General features: G+C 64.4%; 22 protein-coding genes and 1 tRNA gene. 14 read left to right on the top strand and 9 right to left on the bottom strand.

Annotated features, from left to right (window positions below; all coding sequences use genetic code 11):
- Nucleotides 1-4: 4 nt before the first annotated feature.
- The 7 genes from VNK82_11990 (at nt 5) to VNK82_11960 (ending at nt 8,019) form a co-directional block, all read left to right on the top strand.
- The gene (locus VNK82_11990) at nt 5-1,036 is read left to right on the top strand and encodes a tetratricopeptide repeat protein (GenBank protein ID HXE91669.1); all 1,032 of its coding nucleotides are present in this window, start codon (nt 5-7) and stop codon (nt 1,034-1,036) included.
- Between the two features lie 104 nt (nt 1,037-1,140).
- Nucleotides 1,141-1,671: a pantetheine-phosphate adenylyltransferase gene (coaD, locus tag VNK82_11985; GenBank protein HXE91668.1), complete on the top strand. Its 531-nt coding sequence runs from the start codon at nt 1,141-1,143 to the stop codon at nt 1,669-1,671.
- 1 nt (nt 1,672) lies between these two features.
- Complete coding sequence (locus VNK82_11980) at nt 1,673-2,884, top strand: pyridoxal phosphate-dependent aminotransferase (GenBank protein HXE91667.1); 1,212 nt, start codon at nt 1,673-1,675, stop codon at nt 2,882-2,884.
- A 235-nt stretch (nt 2,885-3,119) separates the two neighbouring features.
- A complete protein-coding gene (locus tag VNK82_11975; GenBank protein ID HXE91666.1) occupies nt 3,120-4,154 on the top strand; it encodes a type I phosphomannose isomerase catalytic subunit in 1,035 nt (344 codons plus the stop codon).
- Nucleotides 4,151-5,254, top strand: coding sequence for a sugar phosphate nucleotidyltransferase (locus tag VNK82_11970; GenBank protein ID HXE91665.1), 1,104 nt, complete (start codon nt 4,151-4,153; stop codon nt 5,252-5,254). Before VNK82_11975 ends, VNK82_11970 begins: the two co-directional genes overlap by 4 nt.
- A 46-nt stretch (nt 5,255-5,300) precedes the next feature.
- Nucleotides 5,301-6,764, top strand: a complete 1,464-nt coding sequence (locus VNK82_11965; protein ID HXE91664.1) for a phosphoglucomutase/phosphomannomutase family protein — start codon at nt 5,301-5,303, stop codon at nt 6,762-6,764.
- Between the two features lie 100 nt (nt 6,765-6,864).
- Complete coding sequence (locus VNK82_11960; protein HXE91663.1) at nt 6,865-8,019, top strand: M48 family metallopeptidase; 1,155 nt, start codon at nt 6,865-6,867, stop codon at nt 8,017-8,019.
- 17 nt (nt 8,020-8,036) lie between these two features.
- Here VNK82_11960 and kdsB read toward each other — a convergent pair whose 3' ends face one another.
- A complete protein-coding gene (kdsB, locus tag VNK82_11955) occupies nt 8,037-8,753 on the bottom strand; it encodes a 3-deoxy-manno-octulosonate cytidylyltransferase (GenBank protein ID HXE91662.1) in 717 nt (238 codons plus the stop codon).
- A gap of 79 nt (nt 8,754-8,832) precedes the next feature.
- Nucleotides 8,833-9,189, bottom strand: coding sequence for a DUF6632 domain-containing protein (locus tag VNK82_11950; protein HXE91661.1), 357 nt, complete (start codon nt 9,187-9,189; stop codon nt 8,833-8,835).
- A gap of 371 nt (nt 9,190-9,560) precedes the next feature.
- Here VNK82_11950 and VNK82_11945 point away from each other — a divergent pair.
- Nucleotides 9,561-9,637, top strand: a tRNA-Met gene (locus VNK82_11945).
- Nucleotides 9,638-9,755: 118 nt separating this feature from the next.
- On the opposite strand, the gene VNK82_11940 is transcribed toward VNK82_11945, so the two are convergent.
- Together VNK82_11940 and VNK82_11935 are read right to left on the bottom strand one after the other, a co-directional pair.
- Nucleotides 9,756-10,298: a hypothetical protein gene (locus VNK82_11940; GenBank protein ID HXE91660.1), complete on the bottom strand. Its 543-nt coding sequence runs from the start codon at nt 10,296-10,298 to the stop codon at nt 9,756-9,758.
- A 10-nt stretch (nt 10,299-10,308) separates the two neighbouring features.
- Nucleotides 10,309-12,009 carry a sodium:solute symporter gene (locus tag VNK82_11935; protein ID HXE91659.1) on the bottom strand — a complete coding sequence of 567 codons (1,701 nt, stop codon included), beginning with the start codon at nt 12,007-12,009 and terminating at the stop codon, nt 10,309-10,311.
- A gap of 201 nt (nt 12,010-12,210) precedes the next feature.
- Here VNK82_11935 and VNK82_11930 point away from each other — a divergent pair, with 201 nt between their 5' ends.
- Nucleotides 12,211-14,001 (top strand): trehalase family glycosidase, encoded by a 1,791-nt coding sequence (locus VNK82_11930; protein ID HXE91658.1) that lies wholly within the window; start codon nt 12,211-12,213, stop codon nt 13,999-14,001.
- A gap of 1 nt (nt 14,002) precedes the next feature.
- On the opposite strand, the gene VNK82_11925 is transcribed toward VNK82_11930, so the two are convergent.
- Both VNK82_11925 and recA read right to left on the bottom strand, forming a co-directional pair.
- On the bottom strand, nt 14,003-14,593 hold the full coding sequence (locus VNK82_11925) for a hypothetical protein (GenBank protein ID HXE91657.1): 591 nt from the start codon (nt 14,591-14,593) through the stop codon (nt 14,003-14,005).
- 62 nt (nt 14,594-14,655) lie between these two features.
- Complete coding sequence (gene recA, locus VNK82_11920) at nt 14,656-15,720, bottom strand: recombinase RecA (protein ID HXE91656.1); 1,065 nt, start codon at nt 15,718-15,720, stop codon at nt 14,656-14,658.
- A gap of 306 nt (nt 15,721-16,026) precedes the next feature.
- On the opposite strand from recA, the gene VNK82_11915 reads away from it, so the two are divergent.
- Nucleotides 16,027-16,671, top strand: a complete 645-nt coding sequence (locus VNK82_11915; protein HXE91655.1) for a hypothetical protein — start codon at nt 16,027-16,029, stop codon at nt 16,669-16,671.
- Between the two features lie 27 nt (nt 16,672-16,698).
- Here VNK82_11915 and VNK82_11910 read toward each other — a convergent pair whose 3' ends face one another.
- On the bottom strand, nt 16,699-18,285 hold the full coding sequence (locus tag VNK82_11910; protein HXE91654.1) for an FAD-dependent thymidylate synthase: 1,587 nt from the start codon (nt 18,283-18,285) through the stop codon (nt 16,699-16,701).
- A gap of 435 nt (nt 18,286-18,720) precedes the next feature.
- Between VNK82_11910 and VNK82_11905 the strand changes: the two genes are divergently transcribed.
- The 4 genes from VNK82_11905 (at nt 18,721) to VNK82_11890 (ending at nt 21,260) form a co-directional block, all read left to right on the top strand.
- On the top strand, nt 18,721-19,365 hold the full coding sequence (locus VNK82_11905; protein ID HXE91653.1) for a hypothetical protein: 645 nt from the start codon (nt 18,721-18,723) through the stop codon (nt 19,363-19,365).
- 157 nt (nt 19,366-19,522) lie between these two features.
- Nucleotides 19,523-20,056, top strand: a complete 534-nt coding sequence (locus VNK82_11900) for a MarR family transcriptional regulator (GenBank protein HXE91652.1) — start codon at nt 19,523-19,525, stop codon at nt 20,054-20,056.
- Nucleotides 20,057-20,061: 5 nt separating this feature from the next.
- Nucleotides 20,062-20,520: a DUF393 domain-containing protein gene (locus VNK82_11895; protein ID HXE91651.1), complete on the top strand. Its 459-nt coding sequence runs from the start codon at nt 20,062-20,064 to the stop codon at nt 20,518-20,520.
- Complete coding sequence (locus VNK82_11890; protein HXE91650.1) at nt 20,472-21,260, top strand: DUF2071 domain-containing protein; 789 nt, start codon at nt 20,472-20,474, stop codon at nt 21,258-21,260. Before VNK82_11895 ends, VNK82_11890 begins: the two co-directional genes overlap by 49 nt.
- A gap of 324 nt (nt 21,261-21,584) precedes the next feature.
- On the opposite strand, the gene VNK82_11885 is transcribed toward VNK82_11890, so the two are convergent.
- Nucleotides 21,585-22,889 (bottom strand): glycosyltransferase, encoded by a 1,305-nt coding sequence (locus VNK82_11885; GenBank protein ID HXE91649.1) that lies wholly within the window; start codon nt 22,887-22,889, stop codon nt 21,585-21,587.
- Complete coding sequence (locus VNK82_11880; GenBank protein ID HXE91648.1) at nt 22,886-23,572, bottom strand: DUF5752 family protein; 687 nt, start codon at nt 23,570-23,572, stop codon at nt 22,886-22,888. The genes VNK82_11885 and VNK82_11880 overlap by 4 nt, the downstream gene beginning before the upstream one ends.
- Between the last annotated feature and the right edge of the window lie 131 nt (nt 23,573-23,703).

Genomic DNA, 23,703 nt, shown 5'->3' with positions numbered 1-23,703 from the left:
GACCGTGGCCCACACGTGGAAACGCAGGCCTCTGCGGGACGCCTGTCTATTTCTGGCACTGCTGGTCTTCGCCGGCAGTCTGACTGCCTCCCCGCAGGAGAGCCCCGATGCCCTGCCGGCCGCTCGCACGCTGATCCAGGAGGGCAAACTGGACGAGGCCATCGCGCGGCTGGAAGCGATTGCGAAAACCGAGCCTGGGCGGCCGGGTCTGGCACGGGAATTGGGCGTTGCCTACTACCGCAAGGGCGAGCATGCGCGCGCCATCCCACATCTGCAGCGCGCCCTTGAGGAAAACCCGAGCGACCCGGAGGTCACGCAGCTCCTGGGACTCAGCTATCACTTCACCGGCCGCATGGCCGACGCCATTCCGCTGCTGGAGAAGGTCCGGTCGTGGATGCCTTCCGCCAACGTGAACGCCGATTACGTGCTGGGCCTTTCCTACATCCAGGTCAAGGATTTCGAGCGTGCCCGGAGGGCCTTCGCAAGCATGTATGGCGTCCCGCCGGATTCCGCCGCCGCGCATCTTTTCCTGGCCCGCATGCTGCTGCGCCAGGAGTTCGATCCGGTCGCCGAAGAGAACGCCCTGAAGGCGGCGTCGCTCGACCCCAGGCTTCCCGGCGCCCACTTCCTGCTGGGTGAGCTGTACGTGTTCAAGTCCAGAATCCCGGAAGCCATCGCCGAATTCGAGAAAGAGCTGGCCATCAACCCGGCCCAAGCCGCCACCTACTACAAATTGGCCGATGCCTACACCCGCATCCAGAAATGGGATGAGGCGCAGCGCCTGCTGCAGAACTCCATCTGGCTGGATTCCACCGCCAGCGGGCCTTTCATCCTGCTGGGCAAGGTGCTGATGAAGAAGCAAGAGCACCAGCTTGCCCTGCGCACCTTGCAGCGCGCCATTCAAATGGATCCCAACAACTTCGTGGCCCACCACTGGCTGGGGCAGGCCCTGCGGGCCGTGGGCAGGAACGAGGAAGCGGAACGCGAGTTGCGTCTCGCACAGGAATTGCAGTCCGTGCAGAGCTCGGGCCGGTAGCTTGGCCGCGACCGGCGAATCTGGCCTGCGCTCTAAAAAACGGCCTTTGCTCCGGGCACGAAAGCTCTTAGAATCGCGCCAGTGCGCTCATCCCCCGAGGCCGCGTGAAAAAGGTCATCGCCATCTATCCCGGCTCGTTCGATCCGCTTACCAACGGCCACCTGGACCTGATCGAGCGCGGCAGCAAGATCTTCGACGAGCTCATCGTCGCCATCCTGCGCAACCCGGAAAAAGCGCCGCTGTTCTCGCTCTCGGAGCGGCGCGAGATGCTGGAGGCCATGACCCGCCCTTACCGCAACGTGCGTGTGGACATCTTCTCCGGCCTGCTGGTGGACTACGCGCGCCGCAAGAAGGCGCATGCGGTGCTGCGCGGCATCCGTGCCATCAGCGACTACGAGTACGAACTGCAGATGGCCTTGATGAACCGCAAGCTCGAGCCCCAACTGGAAACCGTCTTCATGATGCCCGCCGAGCAATACTCGTACCTGAGCTCGCGCCTGGTGAAGGAAGTGTTCGAGCACGGCGGCTCGGTGCGCGGTCTGGTGCCGCGCATCGTCGAGGAACGGCTGCAAAGCAAGGTGAACGGAACCGCGCCGCGCCAGCCCCGCGGCCGGCGACAATCAAGGAGAGGATGACATGGCGGCAACAGCCCCGGTGAAGATGCAGGCGAAGTCCGGTCCATTGACGGAGCGCATCCAGCGCATCGAGATCTCGGCCACCCTCGCGGTGGTGAACGAGGCGGACAGGCTGCGCGCCGCGGGCGTCGACCTGGTGGACTTCGGCGCCGGTGAGCCTCACTTTTCTACGCCGGAGCACATCAAGCAGGCCTGCGTCCGGGCCCTCGAAGCCAATTACACGAGGTACACACCTGTTGCCGGTTCAGCCGAGCTGCGCGACGCCATCATCCGCCGCCACGCCCAGGACTTCGGCTCGGAATACCGGCGCGAAGAATGCATCGCCTCCGTGGGCGGCAAGCATGCGCTGTTCAACGCCATTCAAGTGCTGGTGGACCACGGCGATGAGGTCATCCTGCCGGTGCCTTACTGGGTCTCGTTCAAGGACATCATCCAGTACGCCGGCGGCCGGCCGGTGTTCATCGAGTGCGACGAGCAGCGCGGCTTCGCGCTTAGCGCGGCGATGATCGAGCGTGCCATCACGCCGCGCACCAAGGCCATCATCCTCAATTCGCCTTCGAACCCGTCGGGCGCGGTCATGCGCGAAGAAGAAGTACGCGCCATCGTGGAGATGGCCCACGCCCGCGGCATCTACGTCCTCGCTGATGAATGCTATGTCTACCTGAACTTCACCGGGCGGAAGTTCTCTTGCGGCTCCGTCCGCGAGGCCAAGGAGCATCTCGTCATCCTCGGCTCGTTGTCGAAGACCTACGCCATGACCGGCTGGCGTCTGGGCTACGGGTTGGCGCCGGCGCCCATCGTCGGCGCGATGCAGAAGCTGCAGAGCCAGTCCACGTCCAACCCCACTTCCATCGTGCAGAAGGCCGCGGTGGCGGCCCTCACCGGGTCGCAGGAGTGCGTCGAAGAGATGCTGGCCGATTACATCCGCTTGCGTGACCGCGTGGTAGCCGGCCTCAACGCTATTCCGGGCGTGCGCTGCGCCAAGCCGGAAGGCGCGTTCTACGCCTATCCCAACATCTCCGCGTTTCTCGGACGCAGCGGCGTCAACTCACCCACCGAACTTGCCGGCCGCCTGATGCGCGAGGCCGGCGTGGTCACCGTTCCCGGCGAAGCCTTCGGCACGCGCGAGCACATCCGCGTGTCGTACGCCACCTCCGCCGCCGAGCTGGATAAGGGCCTGGAGCGGATGAAGAAGTTCCTGACCTCGCTATGAGAAATCTTCACCGCTGAGCCCGCAGAGATCGCAGAGAGGGGCTAAACGCAACATTCATGCCGTCATCCTGAGTGAGGGAGGGCTCCCAAGCGCCTTCTCCAGCTTGGCAAACCCGAGCGAAGGACCTTGGGTTTGCTTTCAAGGCGGACATCGCGCGTCCTAGTCGGCACTTCGCTTCCCTCGTGTCCTTTGTGGTTAAGCTTTTCCTGCCCTTGTTACCATTAGGCGGCCGCGCATGTCCGACCTCTATCCACTCCTGCTCTTGCCCGAATTCAAGCAGCGCGTCTGGGGCGCGCGCGACCTTTCGCCCATCTATCCCAACTACAAGGTCGAAGGCGAGCCCGTCGGCGAAGTCTGGCTGACCGGAGACGCATGCCGCGTGGCCAACGGGCCGCTGGCCGGGCAGACCTTGGGTGACCTGGCGAAGCGCTACGGCCGTGAGCTGGTAGGCGAGGCCGCGCCCGAGCCCGACCGCCTTCCCCTGCTCCTGAAGTTCCTGTTCCCGCGCCAGAAGCTCTCCGTGCAGGTCCATCCGACTGACGAAGACGCGCGCCGCGCGGGGCTCCCATGCGGCAAGAGCGAATGCTGGTACGTGGTTTCTGCGGAGATTGACGCCCAGGTAGGCCTCGGCCTGAAGCCCGGCACTTCCCGCGCCGACTTCGAAGCCGCCGTCCGCGGCGGCGGCCGGGCCGACCTACTGCTCAACTGGATTTACATCCGCACCGGCGAGATGCTCTACAACCCGGCCGGCACCGTCCACGCTATCGGGCCGGGCTCGGTGCTGCTCGAGACCCAGCAGAACTCCGACACCACCTATCGCCTGTATGATTACGGGCGCGCGCGGGAGATGCACTTGGAACAGGGACTGGCGGCCTTGAGGGAGCAGACAGCGGCCGGGAAGGTGCGGCCCGGCGTGCCCGATCCGGAGCGTGTTCCGGACCTGCGGCCGCTTCTGCAGTCGAAGCGCTCGGCCCGTGTCACACAGTTGATCGCTGCGCCCCTGTTCGTGGTTTCGCAGTGGAAGCTGGACGAGGATGACCTGGTCACGATGCGTTCGGAAGGCCTCTCGCCGCATGTCCTCGTAGCGCTCGACGGTTGCGGCACGGTCGATATGGGTGGAGGCCAGCGGGTGACTCTTGCGCGCGGCGATGCGGTCATCGTGCCGGCCGCGGTCGCGGAATGCCGGCTTTCGCCCCAGTGGCGCCTGGAGTTGCTCTCCGTCATGCTCGGCTTGCCGGAGATTCCGGAGCCGGAGATCGCGCTTCCATGAGTCTCGCCCACTTCTATCCCGTCATCGTAGCTGGCGGACGCGGCACGCGCTTCTGGCCGCGCAGCCGCACCCGCCGTCCCAAGCAACTGCTGGCGCTCGACAGCACACGCACCATGCTCCAGCAGACCGCCGCGCGCCTGGCGGCGCTGGCTCCTCCGCGGCGCTTCTGGGTCATCACGGGCAGTCAGCTCAAGGCGCCCATCGCGCGCCAGCTCCCGCGCGTCCCGCGCAAGCACATCATCGCCGAGCCCGTGGGTCGCAACACCGCGCCCGCCGCCGGCCTGGCCGCGTTCCTGCTGTTGCGCGATGATCCCGATGCCGTCCTCGGCATGTTTCCCGCCGACCACGTCATCGCCGATCCAAATCGCTTTCGCCAGGCGGTGCTGCAGGCGGTCGAAGTCGCCGCTGCGGGACCGAACATGGTCATCATGGGTATTGCGCCTACGCGTCCCGAAACCGGCTACGGCTACATCGAGACCGGCGAGGAAGTCGGGCCCGGCCTGCGCCGTGTCCGCCGCTTCACCGAAAAGCCTGATGCCGCTCGCGCCCGCGAGTTCCTTTCTGCCGGCAACTATCAGTGGAACAGCGGCATGTTCGTGTGGCGCGCCCAGACGCTCGCCGATCTGTTGCGTGAGCACTTGCCCCACACGGCGGCGCTGCTGGAACAGATTGCTGCGGCGCGCGGTACCGGCCGCTTCAAGCGGACGCTGGCGCGCCTGTATCGCAAGGTCGAGAACATCAGCGTCGACTATGCCGTGGCCGAGCCGCAGTCGGCCAAGGGAGAGGCGGCGTCGAATCTCTACTGCATCACCGCAGATTTCGGCTGGAGCGACCTCGGCTCCTGGGCCGCGCTCTATGAGCATCGCGCCGCCGCATTCCAGGACGGCGCGAACATTGTCGAGGCGGACGGTCGCTTCGAGGTCGATTCCGCCGGCAATTATGTACACGCGCCACGCAAGTTCGTGGCCACCGTCGGCGTCAAAGACCTGGTCGTAGTGGAAACCGGCGACGCCCTGCTCATCACCACCCGCGACCGCGCCCAGGACGTGGGCAAGATCGTGAAGCACCTGGAAGCAAAACGAAGAAAGGACCTTCTCTAGCTGTGAGCTCCTAGCTTTCTAGCTAGAAGCTGGGAGCTAGCAGCTATTGGCGATTGGGTACTGGCAACTGGCAACTGAGATTCATTTCGGCACCGACGGGTGGCGCGGCCTGATCGCCGACGATTTCACCTTCGCCAACGTGCGCCGTGTCGCGCAGGCCATCGCCTCGTACGTGGTGAAATATGAGGATGCCGCCAAAGGCGTCGCTGTCGGCTATGACACACGCTTTGCCTCGCCCCGCGCGGCAGAGCTTGTGGCAGAGACTTTGGCCGCTGCAGGCATTCCGGTTCTGCTTTCAAACGATTACGTTCCCACGCCCGTCGTTTCCTTCACGGTGAAGAATCGCAGTTTGGCCGCGGGTGTGGTCGTCACTTCCAGTCACAATCCCTGGAACTGGAACGGCGTCAAGGTGAAGGCTCGTTATGGCGGTTCGGCCTCGCCCGAAATCATGAAAAAGATCGAGGAGGAGCTGCGCGCCGGCGCCCAGCCCAGGGGCGCGACTGCCGCCATCACCACGGCGGACTTCAAACCCGACTACGTCCAGGCCATCACGCGCCTGGTGGACATGGAGCGCATCGCGCGCGCCGGATTCCGCTTCGTCATCGACGTGATGTACGGTTCCGGCCGTGGCGTGCTGGCCGGCATCTTCCGGCAGCACCGCGTCGAGCACGTCGAGATTCGCAACGACGTCAACCCGCTCTTCCCGGAGATCAACCCCGAGCCCATCGAGCCGCACGTGCGCATGGCGCAGGAAACGGTGGTGCAGGAGCGCGCCCACGCCGGCTTCATTTCCGATGGCGACGCCGACCGCATCGGCGCCGTGGATGAAAACGGCGCCTTCGTCGATCCCCACAGGATCTTCTCCATCCTGCTCTACTGGCTGCTGGCGCGCCGCCAGTGGCCGGGCGAGGTGGCCCGCGCCTTCAACTCCACCCACATGGCCGACCGCATCGCCGCCCGCTTCGGCCGCAAGATGCACGTCACGCCCATCGGCTTCAAGTACCTGGGCGCGCTGATGATGGAGCGCAACGTCCTGATCGCCGCCGAGGAATCCGGCGGCATCGGCCTCAAGCGCCACCTGCCCGAGCGCGATTCCACCCTCAACGCCCTGCTGCTCGCCGGCGTGATGGCTGAGGAAGGCAAGACGCTGGGACAATTGGTCGCCGAGCTCCAGCAGGAATTCGGCGCGCACTATTACGGCCGTCGCGACCTGCACATCCCGGATGAGGTAAAGTGGGCGGCGATACGCCATGCCGAGAGCGATGGGACGGCTGCGGTCGGCCCCTATCGTGTTCTGCGGCGCGAGAAGGTGGATGGCATAAAATTGTTTCTTGATGCGCCGCGCAACGGTTCCGGCGCAGAACCTTGGCTGCTCGTCCGCGCCTCGGGCACCGAGCCGCTGCTGCGCCTGTACGCGGAGGCTGCTGCCCCGGACCTGGTCCGCAACATCCTGGACCAGGCCGAAGAGTTCGTCGCCGATAAGGCAACTGCAGCCACACAGCGCGCGTGACCGATAACGGCCGTCAATCGTTTAATCGGAGGGTTGTTTTCAGCTAGAAGCTAGCGGCCAGGAGCTGGAAGCTGAGACCTGACATGTGAGACCCCCGACCATGCTCCCCTCCTCCAACCCGCCCGACACTCCCGAGGCCCGGGCCTACAACCGCACCAAGCGCTGGCTCGCCATCGCCGATTTCCTCCTCGGCCTGGTGTTCCTGTTCGTGCTGCTGGCCACCGGTTGGACGCGCAGCCTGCGCGACCTGGCCGTTCGCGCATCGCTGGAGAACTACTGGCTCGCCGTTTTCCTCTACGTTTTTCTGTTGCTGCTGGCGAGCAAGCTGCTTGGTCTGGGCCTCGATGTCTACGCGTTCCGCCTCGAGCATCGTTACCACCTTTCCAACCAGAAGCTCGCCTCCTGGGCCTGGGACCAGCTCAAGGGATTCCTGGTCGGCCTGGTCATCGCCACCCTCGTGGTCGAGCTGATTTACCTGGCCATTCGCCTGTGGCCGCAAAACTGGTGGCTGGCCGCCTGGTTCGTGTTCATCTTTCTGTATTTGTTCTTCGCGCAGATTGCTCCGGTGGTGCTCTTCCCGCTGTTTTACAAATTCAAGCCGCTCGAGGACGAAGACCTCAGGCAGAGACTCACCGCTCTGGGCGAGCGCGCTGGCACCCGCGTGCGCGGCGTCTACGAGTGGAAGCTGTCGGAGAAGAGCAGGAAAGCCAACGCCGCGCTCACCGGCTTGGGCGCGACCCGCCGCATCCTGCTGGCCGATACGCTCCTTGCGAACTACACGCACGATGAGATTGAGGCTGTCCTGGCCCACGAGCTCGGCCACCACGTCCATCGCCATATTCCCAAGAGCATCGTGGTGCACGTCATGACCACGTTCCTCGGATTCTGGGCGGCGAATCAGGCGTTGCTCTACGCCATCGAACAGCGCCACATGTTTGAGACCCTGGCCGACTTCGCCAGCCTTCCCCTGCTCGCGCTGGTCTCGACCGTGCTCTCGCTGCTGCTCATGCCGGTGATGAACGCGTGGTCCCGGCACAACGAACGCCAGGCCGACCGCTATGCCTTTGCGGCTGTGCCCAGCGTTGTGCCGTACATCTCGGCGCTCAACAAGCTGTGCGCACAGAACCTGGCCGAACGCACTCCCTCGCGCTTCGTGGAGTGGCTCTTCCACTCCCATCCCGCGATTTCGCGTCGCATCGCCGCCGCCGAAGCCTACGCCGTTGCCAAGGGACAAGCTGGAGCCGCAGGCTCATAACCTGAGACCTGAGACCTCTACCTCTTCCCAGCCCGCGAGAGCAGAACTGCTTCTACGCGTCGCAGGTCTTCCTCTGTATCCACTCCAATGGTGTCATGCGGGGTCTCGGCAACCTGGATGGGCATGTCGTTTTCGAGGAAGCGCAACTGTTCCAGGCGTTCTCCCCGTTCCAGCGGTGACTCCGGCAGGGCGCAGAAGCGGTCCAGAGCCGCGCGCCGGTAAGCATACACACCCAGGTGCTTGAAGTAGCGGACCGCGCCTGAGGCGTCGCGGTCGTGCGGGACCGGCGCGCGGGAAAAATACAGCGCCCTGCCCACGAGATCGGTGACCACCTTCACCGCATTGGGATTGTTGACATCGGCGGGTGCGCAGGGCGCTTTCAGTGTCGCCACCAGCGCCTTGGGATCGCGCATGGTGGCGAGCAGCAGTTCGATGTGTGCCGGTTCGAGCAGCGGCTCGTCGCCCTGGATGTTGACGTACACATCGGCCGCCACCGCCTGCGCCACCTCGTGCACGCGTTCGGTCCCGGAGCGATGCGCCCCCGAGGTCATGCGCCCGGTCCACCCGTGCGCCCGGCACAGGGCCAGGACTTCTTCCGAATCGGTGGCTACAATCACTTCGCGCAGGCCCGGGCAGGCCCGTGCGGCGTCCACCACCCAGGCCAGCAGCGGCCGTCCCGCAACCTCGCGCAGCACCTTCCGCGGCAGCCGCGTAGAACCCAGTCGTGCCGGAATGACGGCGATCGCGTCCAGGATTCCTCCGCGGCGATGATGTTAGCACCGCACCCGGCTGACACGCCGGTCTGTTCAGCCCTTACCGGTACACTACTTGCTCGGCCTTGAACGCAGTTCCGACTTGCCCCCGCGTCTTAACTGACCTTGCACGGCGCGGCGCCAGTACTGCAAGCAAGGCCGCTATTGCGAGAAGGGCAGGTACGTCACCCCACAGATGGGCGATGTGCTCGGGATTTTCCAACGCTTGTGCCGCCATGATCCCAGCGTGCGCGATGCTCGACCACACCGTGAACCAGATCAGGCTCAAGTGGGCAAGCGGGTTCCGGCTGGCAATCAGCAGGAAAATACCCAGCGTCGGTAGACGGCCAGTATCATCTGCAGGTAGTTCGGCAGGTTGTGTGACTGTCCTCCGTGCCACGACCAGCCGGAAGGCCAAATCGCTATCAGGCTGTAGAACCCGACGACAAAAGTCACGCCTACCGCCACCAGCGCTACGCGCAGAGGACCATGCCTTGCGGCATAGCTGGCACCACCTGGCGCGAATCCGCGCCGCGGTGGCCCGGGATCTAGGTGTCTTACACGTGCCCCTGGCGCTGCCTTGTCCGTGAGCAGGCTCCGCACGCGGCCCTGCGACGGCTGGTTTGACACCCCTCTGGCGCGCTCTTAAAATCGGTTTTGGGCCGCTGTTTGAGCCAGCCCTCCTTGACTTCGGCCCTCTTCCCGCACGCCGTGGCACTCTCTGGCTGCACCACAGCAGAGCGTGGTCGGCATGGCCGTGTAGCCTCGGTGGTTGCACATCGTGAGGATGGCGGTGTAGCTCAGGTGGTTAGAGCGAGGGTCTCATAATCCCTAGGTCGGTGGTTCGAGTCCACCCGCCGCCACCAATGTTTCAATCACTTGAAGATCCCGCGGCAGCTTTCTCCGAGCAGGCTGGCGGGGCGGAGACTTGGCGTCCTTGAGTCTCAAGAGCGCAAGGGAAGTACGCCGGCCCGGAAGCCGCTCTCAGTGAATCAGCCAATCGTGGAGCAGGGCGCGCATCTTGGCGCCTTCCGGACTGCCGCGGACCGCATCCAGCACGGCCATCTGCACACCCGGCCCGCGACCGAAGAATCCCACCCAGTAGGGGACATGAAACTCGAAGTCCAGCGGTTCCGCGCGCACGGCCAAGTCTCGAACCCGGAAGAATCCGGTGAGAAAGAGCAACCGGCGGACTTTCTCCACGACCAGGTCCTGCGCCCGATCCGTATCGATGGCGGGCGGAGGATGGTTCCGCGTCTCCACCTCGACGGTTTCCCCGGCTTCGGGAACATGGTCGAAACCGTAGAGGTCGAGCGTCCCTGCGACCGAGTCCAGGGCCAGCAGGCGACGGTCGCACTTGCCGGCGTTCCGTATCTCCACCCGGTAAAGCCGGAAGGGGATGTACACCTCGGCGAGCGATCGCAGGGGACCGCGACCCAGCCATCGCCCCAGAAAACCTGGGCGCCGCCAGCGCGCGAGAGCCTGTTCCCGGCTGAGATTCGGCCGCAGGCTGCGGATGACGCTCACGTCTCCCTTCCTAAGCGAAGTAGATCCACAACGCTACCACGGTGACCACCAGCAGGACGCTCATGGCCACGTTGATGCGGTGTTCCCTGGGCGTTTCCGGGGCGGGCTTGTATTCCAGCACCACAGGATCGCGCAGCGCAGTGACATCGATCTTCGAGCCCAAGGTGGCGAAGGTCAGCCCGGCGAGCCTGGCGCGATCCGGGACGGCGGTCATGAGGCTCACGCCGATCAGGACCGCGGCGCATACGGCGAACATGAGAATGGCATAGTGGAGAAAATTCATGTCCACCAGCCAGCGAATGGCTGAGGACTGGTAGTGGCGGGTCTTGTCCAGCACCTCCAGCACGAAGCGAACGCTACCCAGAACGAACCCGGTCAGCAGGGAGCTGATGGCGCCGGTGCCGTTCAAACGCGGCCACAGGATCCCCAGCAGAAAACAGACCGCGATGGGCGGGCTTACGTAGGCCTGCACGCTCTGCAGGTAGATGAACAACTGCGCGCTCAGCAGGTTGATGAAGGGCACCCACAGGATTCCCAGGAACACCATCACGGCGGTGGCGATTCGCCCGATGAACACGAGCTGCCGCTCACTGGCCTGGGGCCGGACCTTCTTGTAGAAATCCAGCGTCACCAGGGTCGAGGCCGAGTTGAAGACCGAAGCCATCGAACCCATCAGCGCGGCCAGCAGCGCCGCAATCATCACTCCCACCAGACCGGTAGGGAGCAGGCTGATGACCAGCGTGGGATAGGCGACATCGCCGTTGGTCACCCGCCCATCGACGATGTGGAACGCGCCGGGATACAGCGCCAGCGCAATCAGCCCCGGCAGCACGAGCATGAACACCGGCAGGATCTTCAGGTAGCCGGCCATGATGCATCCGCCGCGGGCATGGCCCTCATCCTTGGCCGACAAGACGCGCTGCACAATGACCTGATCGGTGCACCAGTACCAGATGCCGAGGATGGGCGCACCGATGAAGATGCCGGTCCAGGGAAACTCAGGGTCGCTGACCGGCTTGATCATGTGGAAGTAGTCCGGGGGAACCGCTGCCCGCAAGCCTTCGAATCCTCCCACCCGTTCGAGCCCGATCACCGTCAGGGCCACGGCACCGGCGATGAGGATGAGCGTCTGCAGAACCTCGGTATAGATGACTGCGGAAAGGCCGCCGGCCACGGTGTAAATCCCCGTCAGCACCACGAGGATGATGGAGGCGGTCAGCGGGCTCCACCCCACCACCCGCTCCAGCACGACGGCCGCCGCGTAGAGGTGCACGGAGATTTTGGTGAAGACATAGGCGATGATGGAAATGCCCGCCAGGTAGATGGCACAGGACCGGTTGAAGCGTCGCTCCAGAAACTCCGGCATGGTGAACACGTTCGAGCGCAGGTAGAAGGGGACGAAAACCCAGCCCAGGATGAGGACAATCAGGCAGGCAAGCCATTCGAAGTGGCCGACCGCCAGGCCGGAAGTGGCTCCCGATCCCGCCAACCCGATGAAGTGCTCAGTCGAGATATTGGAGACGAAGAGCGACGCGCCGATGGCGAACCAGCCCACGTTGCGGCTGGCCAGGAAGTAGTCGGCCGAGGTCTTCTCGCGGCGTGCAAAATAGAAGCCGATGGCGAAGACGACGACGAAATACACCGCGATGATGACCAGATCCAGGGTCTCCAGGGCGCGGTGGGTCAGGGCGGCGTTGGCTGTCTGCATCATCGCAGTCGATTCTAGCTGCAGCGTTCCCCCCAGGCTGCAGGTGAAGCCGGAACTTTACACCATGCCACGCGATGGCTCAACCAGCTTCGTCTGGTGATGCGCTCGCAGTGCCGGCGTGGCGCACTCGCTGGCCTCGATCCATCGCAGGCCTGCAGCGATGACATAGAATAGCCGCGCGCAGGTGGATGAGAGGAGGGCGACGTGAACGAAATCCGAAGCTGGCAGTACATCGGCGGACCCTGCCCGGTGCGGTTGGCGCCGCACCTCCCGCGTCTGCGGAGAGGGCGCGCGGCATGGCTCCTGGCAGCAGCGCTGTGCACTCTCTGGCTACCGTCTCTGGCGGCCGAGAACCCGGCCGCCCCGCCACCAGAGCTGGCCGACGTTGCACGTTACATCCACGAAGGCTGGGACCGCCTGACGCGCTCCATGAGCGACTGCGCCGTCGTACACGATCCCAAAGTCGGCGATCTCTCCGTGCTGTATCTGCCTTTCGGGCTTGAGACGCCGGGCAGCGTGCGCGAGTTGGAGACGAGATGCGCCGGCCTCCGGGTGGATCGGCTGCCGAAGAAGATCGAACGCCTGGGCCAGGTGGAGATGAGCCAGATCCGCACCCACGGGGTCCTGTATCTTCCGCATGCGTACGTCGTTCCGGGCGGACGCTTCAACGAAATGTACGGCTGGGACAGCTACTTCATCCTGCTTGGATTGCTGCGCGACGGCAGGCTGGAGCTGGCGCGCGGCATGGTGGAGAACTTTTTCTTCGAGATCGAGCACTACGGCGCGGTCCTGAACGCGAACCGCACGTACTTTCTGACGCGCTCGCAGCCGCCCTTCCTGACCTCGATGGTCCTTGCGGTGTACGAAGCCGATCCGCGCCCGGAGAGCGCCAAGCAGGAATGGCTGGCCCGGGCCTACGACTATGCGGTGAGGGATCACCGCCTGTGGACCACCGGTTCGAAACTCGCCGGCGAGACGGGTCTGTCTCGCTATTACGACTTCGGCGAGGGGCCGGTGCCGGAAATCGACGACAGCGACTTGAGCGACTACCGGGGCGCGCTCCGTTATTTCCTGCTGCACCGGGAAGAAGCCAAGCCGTTTGTGGTCGTGAACCCGAAGAGCGCGGCGGATTCGCCGGGCCCGCACTTTCCTGTTTACATCTGCAACCCGCAGAAGCGCCCGGGAGGCGCCGACCGCTGCGACGTTGTTCAATCTATGGGTCTGACTGCGGACTACTACAAGGGCGACCGCGCGATGCGCGAATCGGGCTTTGACATCTCCTTCCGTTTCGGCCCGTTCAGCGGGCGGACGCACCACTATGCGCCGGTTTGCCTGAACAGCCTGCTCTACAAGGCGGAAACCGACCTGGAGAAGATGAGCCGGATGCTGGGACGGGAACAGGACGCGCGGCAATGGCAGGAGCGCGCGACCCGCCGCAAAGAGAACATCCAGAAGTACCTGTGGGACGAAGCCCGCGGGCTGTTCATGGATTACGACTTCACGACCGGGAAGCGCTCCTCCTACGAGTACGCGACGACGTTCTACCCGCTGTGGGCAGGTCTGGCCACGCCGGAGCAGGCCCGAGCCCTGGCGCGCAACCTGGCGCGCTTCGAGCACCCGGGCGGACTGGCCATGAGCCGCAACGAGACCAGGACCCAGTGGGACTATCCCTACGGCTGGGCGCCAATTCAGCTTCTGGCCGCGGAGGGCTTCCGCCGCTACGGCTTTGCCGACGAGGCCAACCGCCTCTCCTATGAGTTCCTGTCCACGGTGCTGGAGAACTTCCGGCGTGACGGCACCATCCGTGAGAAGTACAATGTCGTGACCCGCTCTTCCGAAACCCAGGTGGCGGTCGGTTACAGTGAGAACGTCATCGGCTTTGGGTGGACCAACGGCGTCTTCCTCGAGTTGCTCCATCAGCTCCCGCAGGAGTGGGTGAAACGCCTGGCGGAGCAAGCGCCGCCGCCAACGGCAGGGTCTGCAGACAGGCGCTAGGTTACAGCCCTTCGCCTTCGTCGGAGAGGGTCATCTGGATCTCGCTGTCGTCGCAGGTGGTCTTGCGGCCCAGCACGCGGATGTTCACGATGTGCCGGTTCTCCGGCGAATACTTGACCCAGAAAAGCTGGTAGAGGATGGGAGTCTTGTGCGGCTTGGCGGCGCACTGCGCGGTGTTATCGAGCTGATAGACGCCGTAGGGATCGGCGGCGGAATCAGCCAGTCCGAACGCCCGGTTCACCTGCTCGCGCGTGCCGCCGAACTTCAGCCCGGAGCCGGTGGCGACCGCATCGCACACCGCGGAATAGGGCGGGGGCTTGGTGGCGTCCACAAGATCGAGGTCGAGGATCTCGATCACGCCTTCCTTGTTCGCGGTGACGCCCAGCTTGCAGTCCGGGCCGATGACGAAGATGAGCGCGCCAAACTCCTCCCGCACCTCCTCGCCGTAGAGCTTGCGGGCGTCGGCCAGCGTGCTTTGGTTGACGGTGAGGCCGGCAAGGGATTGCTCAATGGCAGGCTTGGGCTTCCGGGCGAGGGCGGCGGAGAGAAGCAATGCCCCCGCAAGGAGCGACGCTACAAGCTTCCCGCTCATCGACGCGAGATTCTAAGTCCGCTGGGTATTCGGCGTCCATTCGCGTGAATCCGCGGTGAAGCCTATCGCCGTCCGGCTGCGCCCTTTCCGGCTTCCACCGCCACCGGTCCCGGCGCGGCCTGCGGCTTCTCGGCATGCACCAGCCCGACCGCCCGGCGAACGTCGGCTTCGAGCTTGGCCAGGATGTCGCGGTTGTCCTTGAGGAACTGGCGGGCGTTCTCGCGGCCCTGGCCGATACGCTCGCCCTTGTAGCTGAACCAGGCGCCGGATTTCTCCACCAGGTTGTGGACCACGGCCAGGTCGAGCACGTCGCCTTCGCGGGAGATGCCTTCGCCGTAGAGGATGTCGAATTCGGCGTCGCGGAAGGGCGCGGCGCACTTGTTCTTCACCACCTTCACCTTGGTGCGCGAGCCGATGACGCTGTCGCCTTCCTTGATGGCCGCGATGCGGCGGATGTCGATGCGGACCGAGGAATAGAACTTCAGCGCGCGGCCGCCGGTGGTGGTTTCCGGATTGCCGAACATCACCCCGATCTTCTCGCGGATCTGGTTGATGAAGATGAGGCAGGTGCGCGACTTGGAGACGATGCCGGTGAGCTTGCGCAGCGCCTGCGACATCAGGCGGGCCTGCAGGCCGACGTGGCTGTCGCCCATCTCGCCGTCAAGCTCGGCCTTGGGGACGAGGGCGGCGACCGAGTCCACTACCAGCACGTCAATGGCGCCCGAGCGAACCAGGGCTTCGGCGATCTCCAGCGCCTGCTCGCCGTAGTCGGGCTGCGAGACCAGGAGATTGTCCACGTCCACGCCCAATTTTTTGGCGTAGCCGGGATCAAGGGCGTGCTCGGCGTCCACGAAGGCAGCCATGCCGCCGGCCTTCTGCGCTTCGGCAATCACCTGGAGCGCGATGGTGGTCTTGCCCGAGGACTCCGGGCCGAAGATCTCCACTACGCGCCCGCGCGGGAAGCCGCCGACGCCCAGGGCGGCGTCGAACGAGATCGCTCCGGTGGGGATGACCGAAATGGGGACAATCGCCTCCCGCGTCCCCAAACGCATGATCGAACCCTTGCCGAACTGCTTCTCGATCTGCGAAAGCGCCAGGTCGATCGCCCGTGTACGTTCGTCTGCCATTCGTCTTCTCCTTATATTTGAGCCGTCAGCACTCAGCAGTCAGCATTCAGCGAACTGCCCACAAAACTACCTACCATAACCCAACATTCCGGTTGGCGCCCCCGCCGCCCGCTTTCCGTTCCGGAAGCGGAACAAGCGCCTTTGGAGGTCCCTCAGCTTCTGCCGCCGATTATACACAGGATTCCTCCACAAGGCGAATAAAAAGCGAATTATTGACCCCGCGTCCGGGAACCCCATTTGTCACCTTCCCTGGCCTCAATCATCGAACCCTCGTTGTCCTTCTGGACACTGATTCTTAGGAGACCGATGAAGCTGACAAACCGCCTCAAGCTGGCAGCCTTCGCCCTGTTCCTTCTTCTTTATGCCCTCCCGGCGTCGGCACAGCAGAAGAACGAGCTTGCCCTGTCGCTGGGTGTAAACATCACCCCGGCCCAGGGCATCAATGTAAGCCCTGTGGTCAACAACAACGACCGGCTGACCTTCGACCGCAGCCTGGCCATGCAGGCCACCTACGCCCGGCAGCTCCGGCAGTGGTCGAAGGTAGCGCTCTACCTGGAAGTTCCGGTGATGGGCATCTCAGAGACCAACGTGAACACGACGAATACGGCTGTAGCGGAGGGCTACGCGCTGCTGTTCGTCACCCCTGGGCTGCGTGCGAAGTTCCGGCCGGAGGCGCGGGTCTCGCCGTGGCTCTCGGTGGGCGGCGGATACGCCCGCATCGAGCCGCGCGGGACGCTGGTCGATGGCACCACGCCCAACCCCACCGTCGTCAATACCAATGCGGGCGCGCTGCAGATGGGCGGCGGCGCCGACGTAAAGGCCTTCTGGCGAATCAGCTTCCGCGGCGAGGTGCGCGACTTCTACACCGCCAAGCCGCAGCTCAACGTGGATACCTTCGGCGGCCGCCAGCACAACGTCGTGATCTCGGGCGGGATCGTGCTCGGTTTCTGAGAAGCTGGTCGTCAAGCGACCGCAAGCCTAACGCTTCAGCAGGTCCACGGGTTCGCGCACGTCGGTAACCCGGAAATATTTGGCCAGCTCCGGATAGCGCCGCTCCACCGCGCGGAACATCTCCCAGGCCACGGTGCGATAAGAGTAGTGGCCGGCGGGCGTGGTACGCAGCTCGGAGATGTACACGGCCTCGGCGAAATCCATCTTGAACAGCGAGCGGCAGCGGTAAGCCAAGGGAATTACGTACTGTGCGCTTTCCGCGGCCTCAGCAGCGGAGCTTCCGGCGAGCGTGGCCGCCGCCCTCCCGGCCCGCTGCATGGCGGCGTCATAACGCGGACGAAGCCCGGCCTGGCCGATCTCCTCGGGCGTCTCGTAGCCGTGCTGCGTGGTGAAGCCCTGCAGGATCTGGATGCAGCGGCGGTGGCGGTGCATATCGCGGAAGCCGCCGATATCCATCAGGATGTCGAAACGCAGCTTTTGCCCGGACGCAAACTCGCGCAGCAGCTCGTCGTGCTTGCCGCGGTGGCGCACGCCCAGGTCGATGATGTCCTGCCGTTGCTGAGGGCTGAGTGCCTCCACCTGCTTTCGCACCTGCTTGTAGGGATAGTGGCAGTGGGCGTACAGCAGCGTGGCGGCCAGCTCGACGTCCAGCGGATCGTCCTCCAGGAGCTCCACTGCATTCACGCGGGCCAGCTCGACGCCTTTCATCACCTGGGCGGCGGCCTGACGCAACTCGCGCCGCGTCTGGACCAGGTAGGGATTGGCTTCGGCGTACTTCACCAGCGTGGGAGCGGCCCGGACCTCCTTCAATAACTCCTGCGCGGCGCGCTCCCCCAGCGCCGGATCGGCGGCGCGTATCTCTTCCACCAGCTTCGCGAGCGACTCCCGATGGATGTTGTACGCCGGCTCGCGCGCCGCCTGCTTCAGCAGTTCGCCGAGCCTGCGAACTTCGGCGTGGGTGTGGGAGAGCAGGCGCGACACCTGCGACTCCAGCGTCCGCGCGTTGACGATCTGCCCCAGCGAAGTGTTGGTGGCCAGGGGCAGGAAGTAGCGGGTCAGGTCGAAGGCCCGCGCGCGAAGCGTGCGCTCGTATTGCTCCTGTTTCATTTCGGCGGGCCTGGGCACGCGCTCCGCCAGGTAGCGCCACATGCCTTCGGAGAACTGTTCGTAGTCGCGGAACAGCGACTCGACGGTATCGCGGTAGAGCGCGGCCGCCTCGACGTCGCCCGCGAAATCGGGCGCGAAGTAACCGGAAGCCTTGAAGTCCTGATAGCGGGTGGAGCGCTCCTGGCCGTCCCAGCGCTGCTCGTCGGCCACGGCGATGGCGGCCAGGATAGACAGCCTTTCGATGGCCAGCGCGACGTGCGCCAGGTCGGCGATGGAGCGGTGCCCGTACTGAAAATAGAAGGTGTTGAGAAACTTTTCCGCCTTCTGCTCGTTGATCTCCTTGAGCGATTCCTTCATGGAGAGCGCCGAGCGCGAGTACCTGGCCATAGCGTAGGCCTGCACTTCAGGCTCGGCCCCGAACACGGCGAACACATTGATGCCGGGAGCGTTCTCCGAGAGAGCGGATGCAGGGGCAGGAGCGGAAGCCGGTGTTTCAGACGCAGGCATGAGGAAGTCCGATGGTACCGTGGCCCACAACAATCAGCAATCCGGCGCCCACCGATATAGATATGCCGGCCTTCATCCATGCCTGGAATCCGGGAAGGGCCGGACAGTTACTTCGGTTATCCCGAAATTGCACAAGAGATGGTGCACAATCTTGCCTGAATGCCCATTCAGGCATTAAAATAAGCACTTTGCTGCCGCATCGAATCAGGGTAAAAGGAACTCTCAGGGAGTAGGGACAGAGGCTTGAGAAACCGGTTCTGTGTAGGTCTTTTTTTGTTTTTGAGTGTGCTTCCCGGGATGGCGCAAAAGCGCCTCAAGCCGGGACCGATGCCTCTGATGCCAGCCTCCTTGCCCGGGTCCCTCGAGACGCCTTCCATCCCGGAAGTGAATCTCCCCACGCGTCCGGTTGAACTGGCGCCTTCAAGAATCCAACCCATGATGCCGGCCGATGTGGCCCTACAAGCTTACGAGAGACGGCTGGCGCGGCAGACGGCTGCGCTTTCCGCCTACACCGCCCGCCAGGTGATTGAGGCCGACCTGCCGGACTCCTCCCAGCACGGCCGTTACGAGCTGACCCGCCACTACCAGGCCCCTAAGACGCTGGAGTTCAAGCCCCTGGCCTTCACCGGCGACGGCTTTGTGAAGGGCAACGTGATGCATCGCCTGATGCAGGCCGAAGTGGAGCACGTCGAGAAGCAGCGTGGCCCCGCAACCGCCCTCAATTCTGCCAATTACAAGTTCAGCTACAAGGGCCTGGAACAACTCGATGGCGTTCCCCTGCACGTGTTCCAGGTGAAGCCGCGCCAGAAGCGCCAGGGCCTGTTCAAGGGCAGGATCTTCCTCGATCCTTACACCGGCAGCCTGCGCCGCGCCGAAGGCCGGGTGGTGAAAACGCCCTCGTTCTTCATCAAGCGGCTGGAGTTCGTGCAGGACTACACCGACGTGGGCGAGTTCACCTTCCCGGCGCGCATCCAGTCAGAGGCCAAGGTGCGCCTGATCGGGCGGGCGATTGTCCGCATCTTCACCGGCGACTACCAGGCCGCCGCGGCGGTGCAAACCGCCTCCGCCGGCCAACCGTAAGACCTTCCCCGCCACGGATTAACGCGGATTTCCACGGATCGCTTCGAAACCGCTTGTGTCTTTTGTGGTCGGCTTTCAACAGGCAAGAGGGGGGACTTGACAAGCTGACCCTGGATACTGTAGTTTCTGTTTATACAGAAATTACGGACGGTGCTACATGGCTCTGCTCACGCCGGTCACGCGCAAGTTCGTCGTCCACTGGGGCGAGATGGGCACGCGCTGGGGCATCAACCGCACCGTGGCCCAGGTGCACGCCCTGCTCTGGGTGTCGCCCCGCCCGCTGCACGCCGAGGAGATCACCGAGGCGCTCTCGGTCTCGCGCTCCAACGTCTCTACCAGCCTGCGCGAGCTGCAGGCCTGGGGCATCGTGCGGGTAGTGCATGTGCTGGGCGATCGTCGCGACCACTTCGAGACCCTGAAGGACGTCTGGGAGATGTTCCAGATCATCCTCGACGAGCGCAAGCGCCGCGAGATCGACCCCACGCTGCAGATCCTGCGCGAGTGCGTGGCGGAAGCCGAAGCCGCCGGGCCCGGCGAGGCTCACACCCGCAAGCGCCTGAGCGACATGCTCGACTTCTGCGAGACCATCACCAACTGGTACGACACGCTGCGCCGCATGCCCACCGCCGCCATGGTGCGCTTCCTGAAGTCGGCGGGTGGCGCAAAGAAGCTGCTGACGCTGGCCCGATGATTGCCATGCCCCCACTGCGCGCCCATTCCATTACGCCTTACCGGCCGGTCGCCGGCTGGGTGGCTTATGACGGCGATTGTGGCGTGTGTCAGAGGCTGGTGCGTGTCGTCGCGCCCTACCTCCGGCGGCAGGGCTTTGTCTTCGAGACGCTGCAGGCGCCGTGGATGGCGGCGCGCCTCCACATCTCTTACGGAGTCGCGCCGGAGGATCTGCTGAAGGAAATGCGCGTGCTCACCGCCGACGGACGGGCGCTGGCCGGCGCCGAGGCCATCATCTTCTTAACACGATACGTCTGGTGGTTGTGGCCCCTGTGGGCGCTGGTCCAAGCGCCCGGGATGAAGCCGCTGCTGCGCATCGGGTATCGCTGGTTGGCGCGCCATCGACACCGGATTTCCGCGCACTTAGGGTACCGCGCGTGCCGCCTCGAAAAGCCCTCGCCCCCGGCGCGCACGCGCATCGCGTGAACGAGCACCTCAAGACGGTCGCCCACCGACCCTGGCCGTTGCCGGCGCGGCCCTGGATCCTCTGCTTCACCTGGCATGACCTGCTGTTCGCCCATTGGCCCGTCGAACCTGCAGCTCTTCGCAAGCTTGTCCCGTCACAACTGGAGCTCGACCTGTACGACGATCATGCCTGGGTCGGCGTGATTCCCTTTCGCATGAGCGGCGTTCGGCTGCGCGGGCTGCCGGCCATGCCGGGCGCAGCAAATTTTCCTGAGGTCAACGTGCGCACCTATGTGCGGTCCGGCGGTCGAGCCGGCGTCTACTTTTTCAGCCTCGATGCCGCCAGTTGGCTGGCCTGCCGCGCCGCACGAACCTGCTACAGGCTGCCATACTTCCACGCGCGCATGTCCGTGCAATCGGAAAATGAGGTTGTGGCCTACCGGTCTTCTCGGCGCGAAGGCCCGCGGCCGGCAGAGTTTCGCGCGCGCTACCGGTCAGTTTCCGCGCCGAGCGCAGCCCAGCCCGGCACCCTGGAGCATTGGCTGACGGAGCGGTACTGCTTGTTCACCGCCGACCCCGCCCATCAAGTCCATTCGGCTGAGATCCATCATGCGCCCTGGCCGCTCCAGGCTGCCGAGGCTGAGATCGAAACCAACACCCTCGCCCAAGCGGCAGGAATCCGCTTGCCGGATACGGCCCCGCTGCTCCATTTCGCAAGGCGGCTGGACGTGGTGGTGTGGGCGCCGCACAGAGTCGCGTAGCCCATTTTCCCGACGGTCGCGTGCGTCCCATCACAGATTTTTCTGGCGAACATGGGCAACGTGGAGTAGAGAGAGTAATGCGCAACTGCTCCTGGCGCAGCCGAATTCGCACGGGGCCGGCGAGGTGCAGGAGATCGCGCAGGCCGCGGAGCGCGCTTGGTCTCTCACCAGGCAACTGCTGGCCTTCAGCCGCCAGCAGGTTCTGGAGCCCAGGGTCATCAGCCCCGCGTTCTCTACATGCCGGGATACACGGAGTACACGGCGTCGCGAGGAGCCGCTCGCTCTCTCCAGCAAAGTGCGGGAAGTCCTGCGCCAGCCTGTCGCCTAGGAGACCAGGGGCGACGAGATTTTGAGCAGAATCAGATACAGCAGCAGGTAGCGCTTCAGGCTGCTGGTGATGAGAAAATTGGCGCGCACGTGCTCGCGCCCGTTGCGTCCCAGTTGTTGCGCGAACTCGGGGTGCGTCAGCAGGTAGCGGATCTGGTACGCGCAGCCCTCCACCGAATGCACCAGCATGCCGGTCAGTTTGTGGATCACCTGCACCGGAATCCCGCCCACCGCGCCGGCGATGACCGGCTTGCCTTTCCACAAGGCTTCGGAGACGGTCAGGCCGAATCCCTCGCGCAGCGATTTTTGGATCACGAGGGTCGAGGCCCGCTGCAGTGCGTTGATCTCCAGGTGCGACCACGGCGGCAGATCGAGAATGAAGACATCCGGGTCGCCGGCCGCAGCCTCTTTCACCTCCGTCAGTACCTGGGCTCCTTCAGGATCGTCGGTGGCGCCGCCTCCGGCCAGCACCAGTTGGCAGTCAGCGTAACGCTTGGCCATCCGGTAGGCGTGGATGACGCCGACCGGGTCCTTCAGCCGGTCGAAACGCGAGATCTGCGTGACGATGGGACGCCTCGGGTTGATACCAAAGCGCTCGCACACTTGCCGTACCTGGCTCTCCTCGAGTTCCCTGTTCTTCTCCGCCAGCGGATCGATGGCCGGGAAGAACAGGTATTGCGGAATGCCCAGGTTGGGCCGGCTGAACGACGGGGAGGAGAAGATGGCGGCGTCATACTGCTCCACCAGCGGTCGCAACAATCCCCACACGCCCTCGTGGGGGTGCGAAAGGTCGATGTGGCAGCGCCAGATCCATCGGGCCCTTCCGCCCGCTTTCGAGCGCACTAACCCCGCCGGCTGCGGGTCATGGATGACGACTACATCTTCGTCGAACTCCATGCGCTGCCGGTTGTGCTCGTTGTAGAGCAGGAAGATGTCGGCAGCTTGCGGAGTCAGTTCATACGCGCCGCCGTGCAGCGCGTTGTGGAAGGCCTTAGTGACGGCGAAGAAATCCTCGCCGCCGGTGATCACTTCCCACCGGGTGGCGACCTCCAGCTCGTTCATCAGTGGAACCAGGCGGTTCAGGATCTCCGCCACCCCGCCCCCCACCGCCGTCGAGTTCACCATCTTGACGGTCCGGCCCCTAAGCTGTCCCGCCAAATAGCGCAATTCCTCGATCTCCGCGCGGCCCACCACCGCCGCATAGTCCTCCAGGCGGGGGGTCGGGGTCGGCGGCGCTGGCGGTGGCGTGCCCGCTTGCTTCTCGGTGGGCACCGCGGTCCCCGGGTTGTTCTTCTGGCTCACGCCTCACTCCTGCTGCTGTCCATAGCCTTCTGCACTACCTGCAGGATCCGCTGCCGCACGCCTTCGAGCGTCAGGGTGTAGATGTCGATGCGCTTGATGGCCTGCGCCGCGTCGTGCAGACCCAGCGCTTCCTCCAGCCACACCGAGAAATTATTGGAGTCGAGCTTCAGGCGCAGGCGCGCATCCACAAAGTGGTAGTGAATGCTGTGCACCGACACCTGTCGCAGGCAGTCCGCGAATTCCGCGAGATTCCGCGCCTGGTACGGGGTGGGAACCACGAACAGCTCGGAGGCGCAGAAGTAGAACGGCTCAAAGCCGGGGCGTTGGGCAGCATCCGGGCGCCGGAAGACGTATTCCTCGAGGATGTCCACCAGGCGCTTGCGCAGTTCGGCGATATCGGTGAATTCCCTTACATCCACCGCGGTGAGCTGCTCAGCCAGAGTGGCCTCGTTGCAGGCCGCCAGCACCCAGTGCGCAAAATCGTTGGAAAAACCCCGGGTGATGAAGTGATGCTCGCGCAGCGTCTGGAAGGTGTGCTCGAAGATCGAAGCATCGGAACACGTCCGCAGCCCGTCGAGCAGTTCCGCGATCGTGGCTGCACGCTGCGGCTCAATGCGCAGCAGATGGGCAGCCGACCGAAAAACGAACGAAGTGCGTGCTGCAATCTGGGCGCTTGCATTCATGCTTTGCATTTTAGATGCGACCTGCGCTCGTGCGACTGCCTCGGGAGGCTCACGAAATGTCCCGGCCTCGAGTTCGATTTCGGTTGAATGGTCCCGCTGCGCGCGCGAAAATAAAGAGTTCGCAGTACGGC

The organism is Terriglobales bacterium (genome assembly GCA_035573675.1).
Taxonomy (GTDB): Bacteria; Acidobacteriota; Terriglobia; order Terriglobales; family Acidobacteriaceae; genus DATMAB01.
The sequence above is the reverse complement of the archived record's forward strand: the minus strand, read 5'-3'. Positions and strand labels throughout refer to the sequence as shown.

Bases quoted from the DNA above. Each gene is read 5' to 3' on its own strand.
- VNK82_11905 (HXE91653.1), top strand. From the start codon at position 18,721: ATGATGCCGGCCGATGTGGCCCTACAAGCTTACGAGAGACGGCTGGCG.
- VNK82_11980 (HXE91667.1), top strand. From the start codon at position 1,673: ATGGCGGCAACAGCCCCGGTGAAGATGCAGGCGAAGTCCGGTCCATTG.
- VNK82_11935 (HXE91659.1), bottom strand. From the start codon at position 12,009: ATGATGCAGACAGCCAACGCCGCCCTGACCCACCGCGCCCTGGAGACC.
- VNK82_11975 (HXE91666.1), top strand. From the start codon at position 3,120: ATGTCCGACCTCTATCCACTCCTGCTCTTGCCCGAATTCAAGCAGCGC.
- VNK82_11960 (HXE91663.1), top strand. From the start codon at position 6,865: ATGCTCCCCTCCTCCAACCCGCCCGACACTCCCGAGGCCCGGGCCTAC.
- VNK82_11900 (HXE91652.1), top strand. From the start codon at position 19,523: ATGGCTCTGCTCACGCCGGTCACGCGCAAGTTCGTCGTCCACTGGGGC.
- VNK82_11910 (HXE91654.1), bottom strand. From the start codon at position 18,285: ATGCCTGCGTCTGAAACACCGGCTTCCGCTCCTGCCCCTGCATCCGCT.
- VNK82_11925 (HXE91657.1), bottom strand. From the start codon at position 14,593: ATGAGCGGGAAGCTTGTAGCGTCGCTCCTTGCGGGGGCATTGCTTCTC.
- VNK82_11915 (HXE91655.1), top strand. From the start codon at position 16,027: ATGAAGCTGACAAACCGCCTCAAGCTGGCAGCCTTCGCCCTGTTCCTT.
- VNK82_11880 (HXE91648.1), bottom strand. From the start codon at position 23,572: ATGAATGCAAGCGCCCAGATTGCAGCACGCACTTCGTTCGTTTTTCGG.
- VNK82_11970 (HXE91665.1), top strand. From the start codon at position 4,151: ATGAGTCTCGCCCACTTCTATCCCGTCATCGTAGCTGGCGGACGCGGC.
- VNK82_11895 (HXE91651.1), top strand. From the start codon at position 20,062: ATGCCCCCACTGCGCGCCCATTCCATTACGCCTTACCGGCCGGTCGCC.
- recA (HXE91656.1), bottom strand. From the start codon at position 15,720: ATGGCAGACGAACGTACACGGGCGATCGACCTGGCGCTTTCGCAGATC.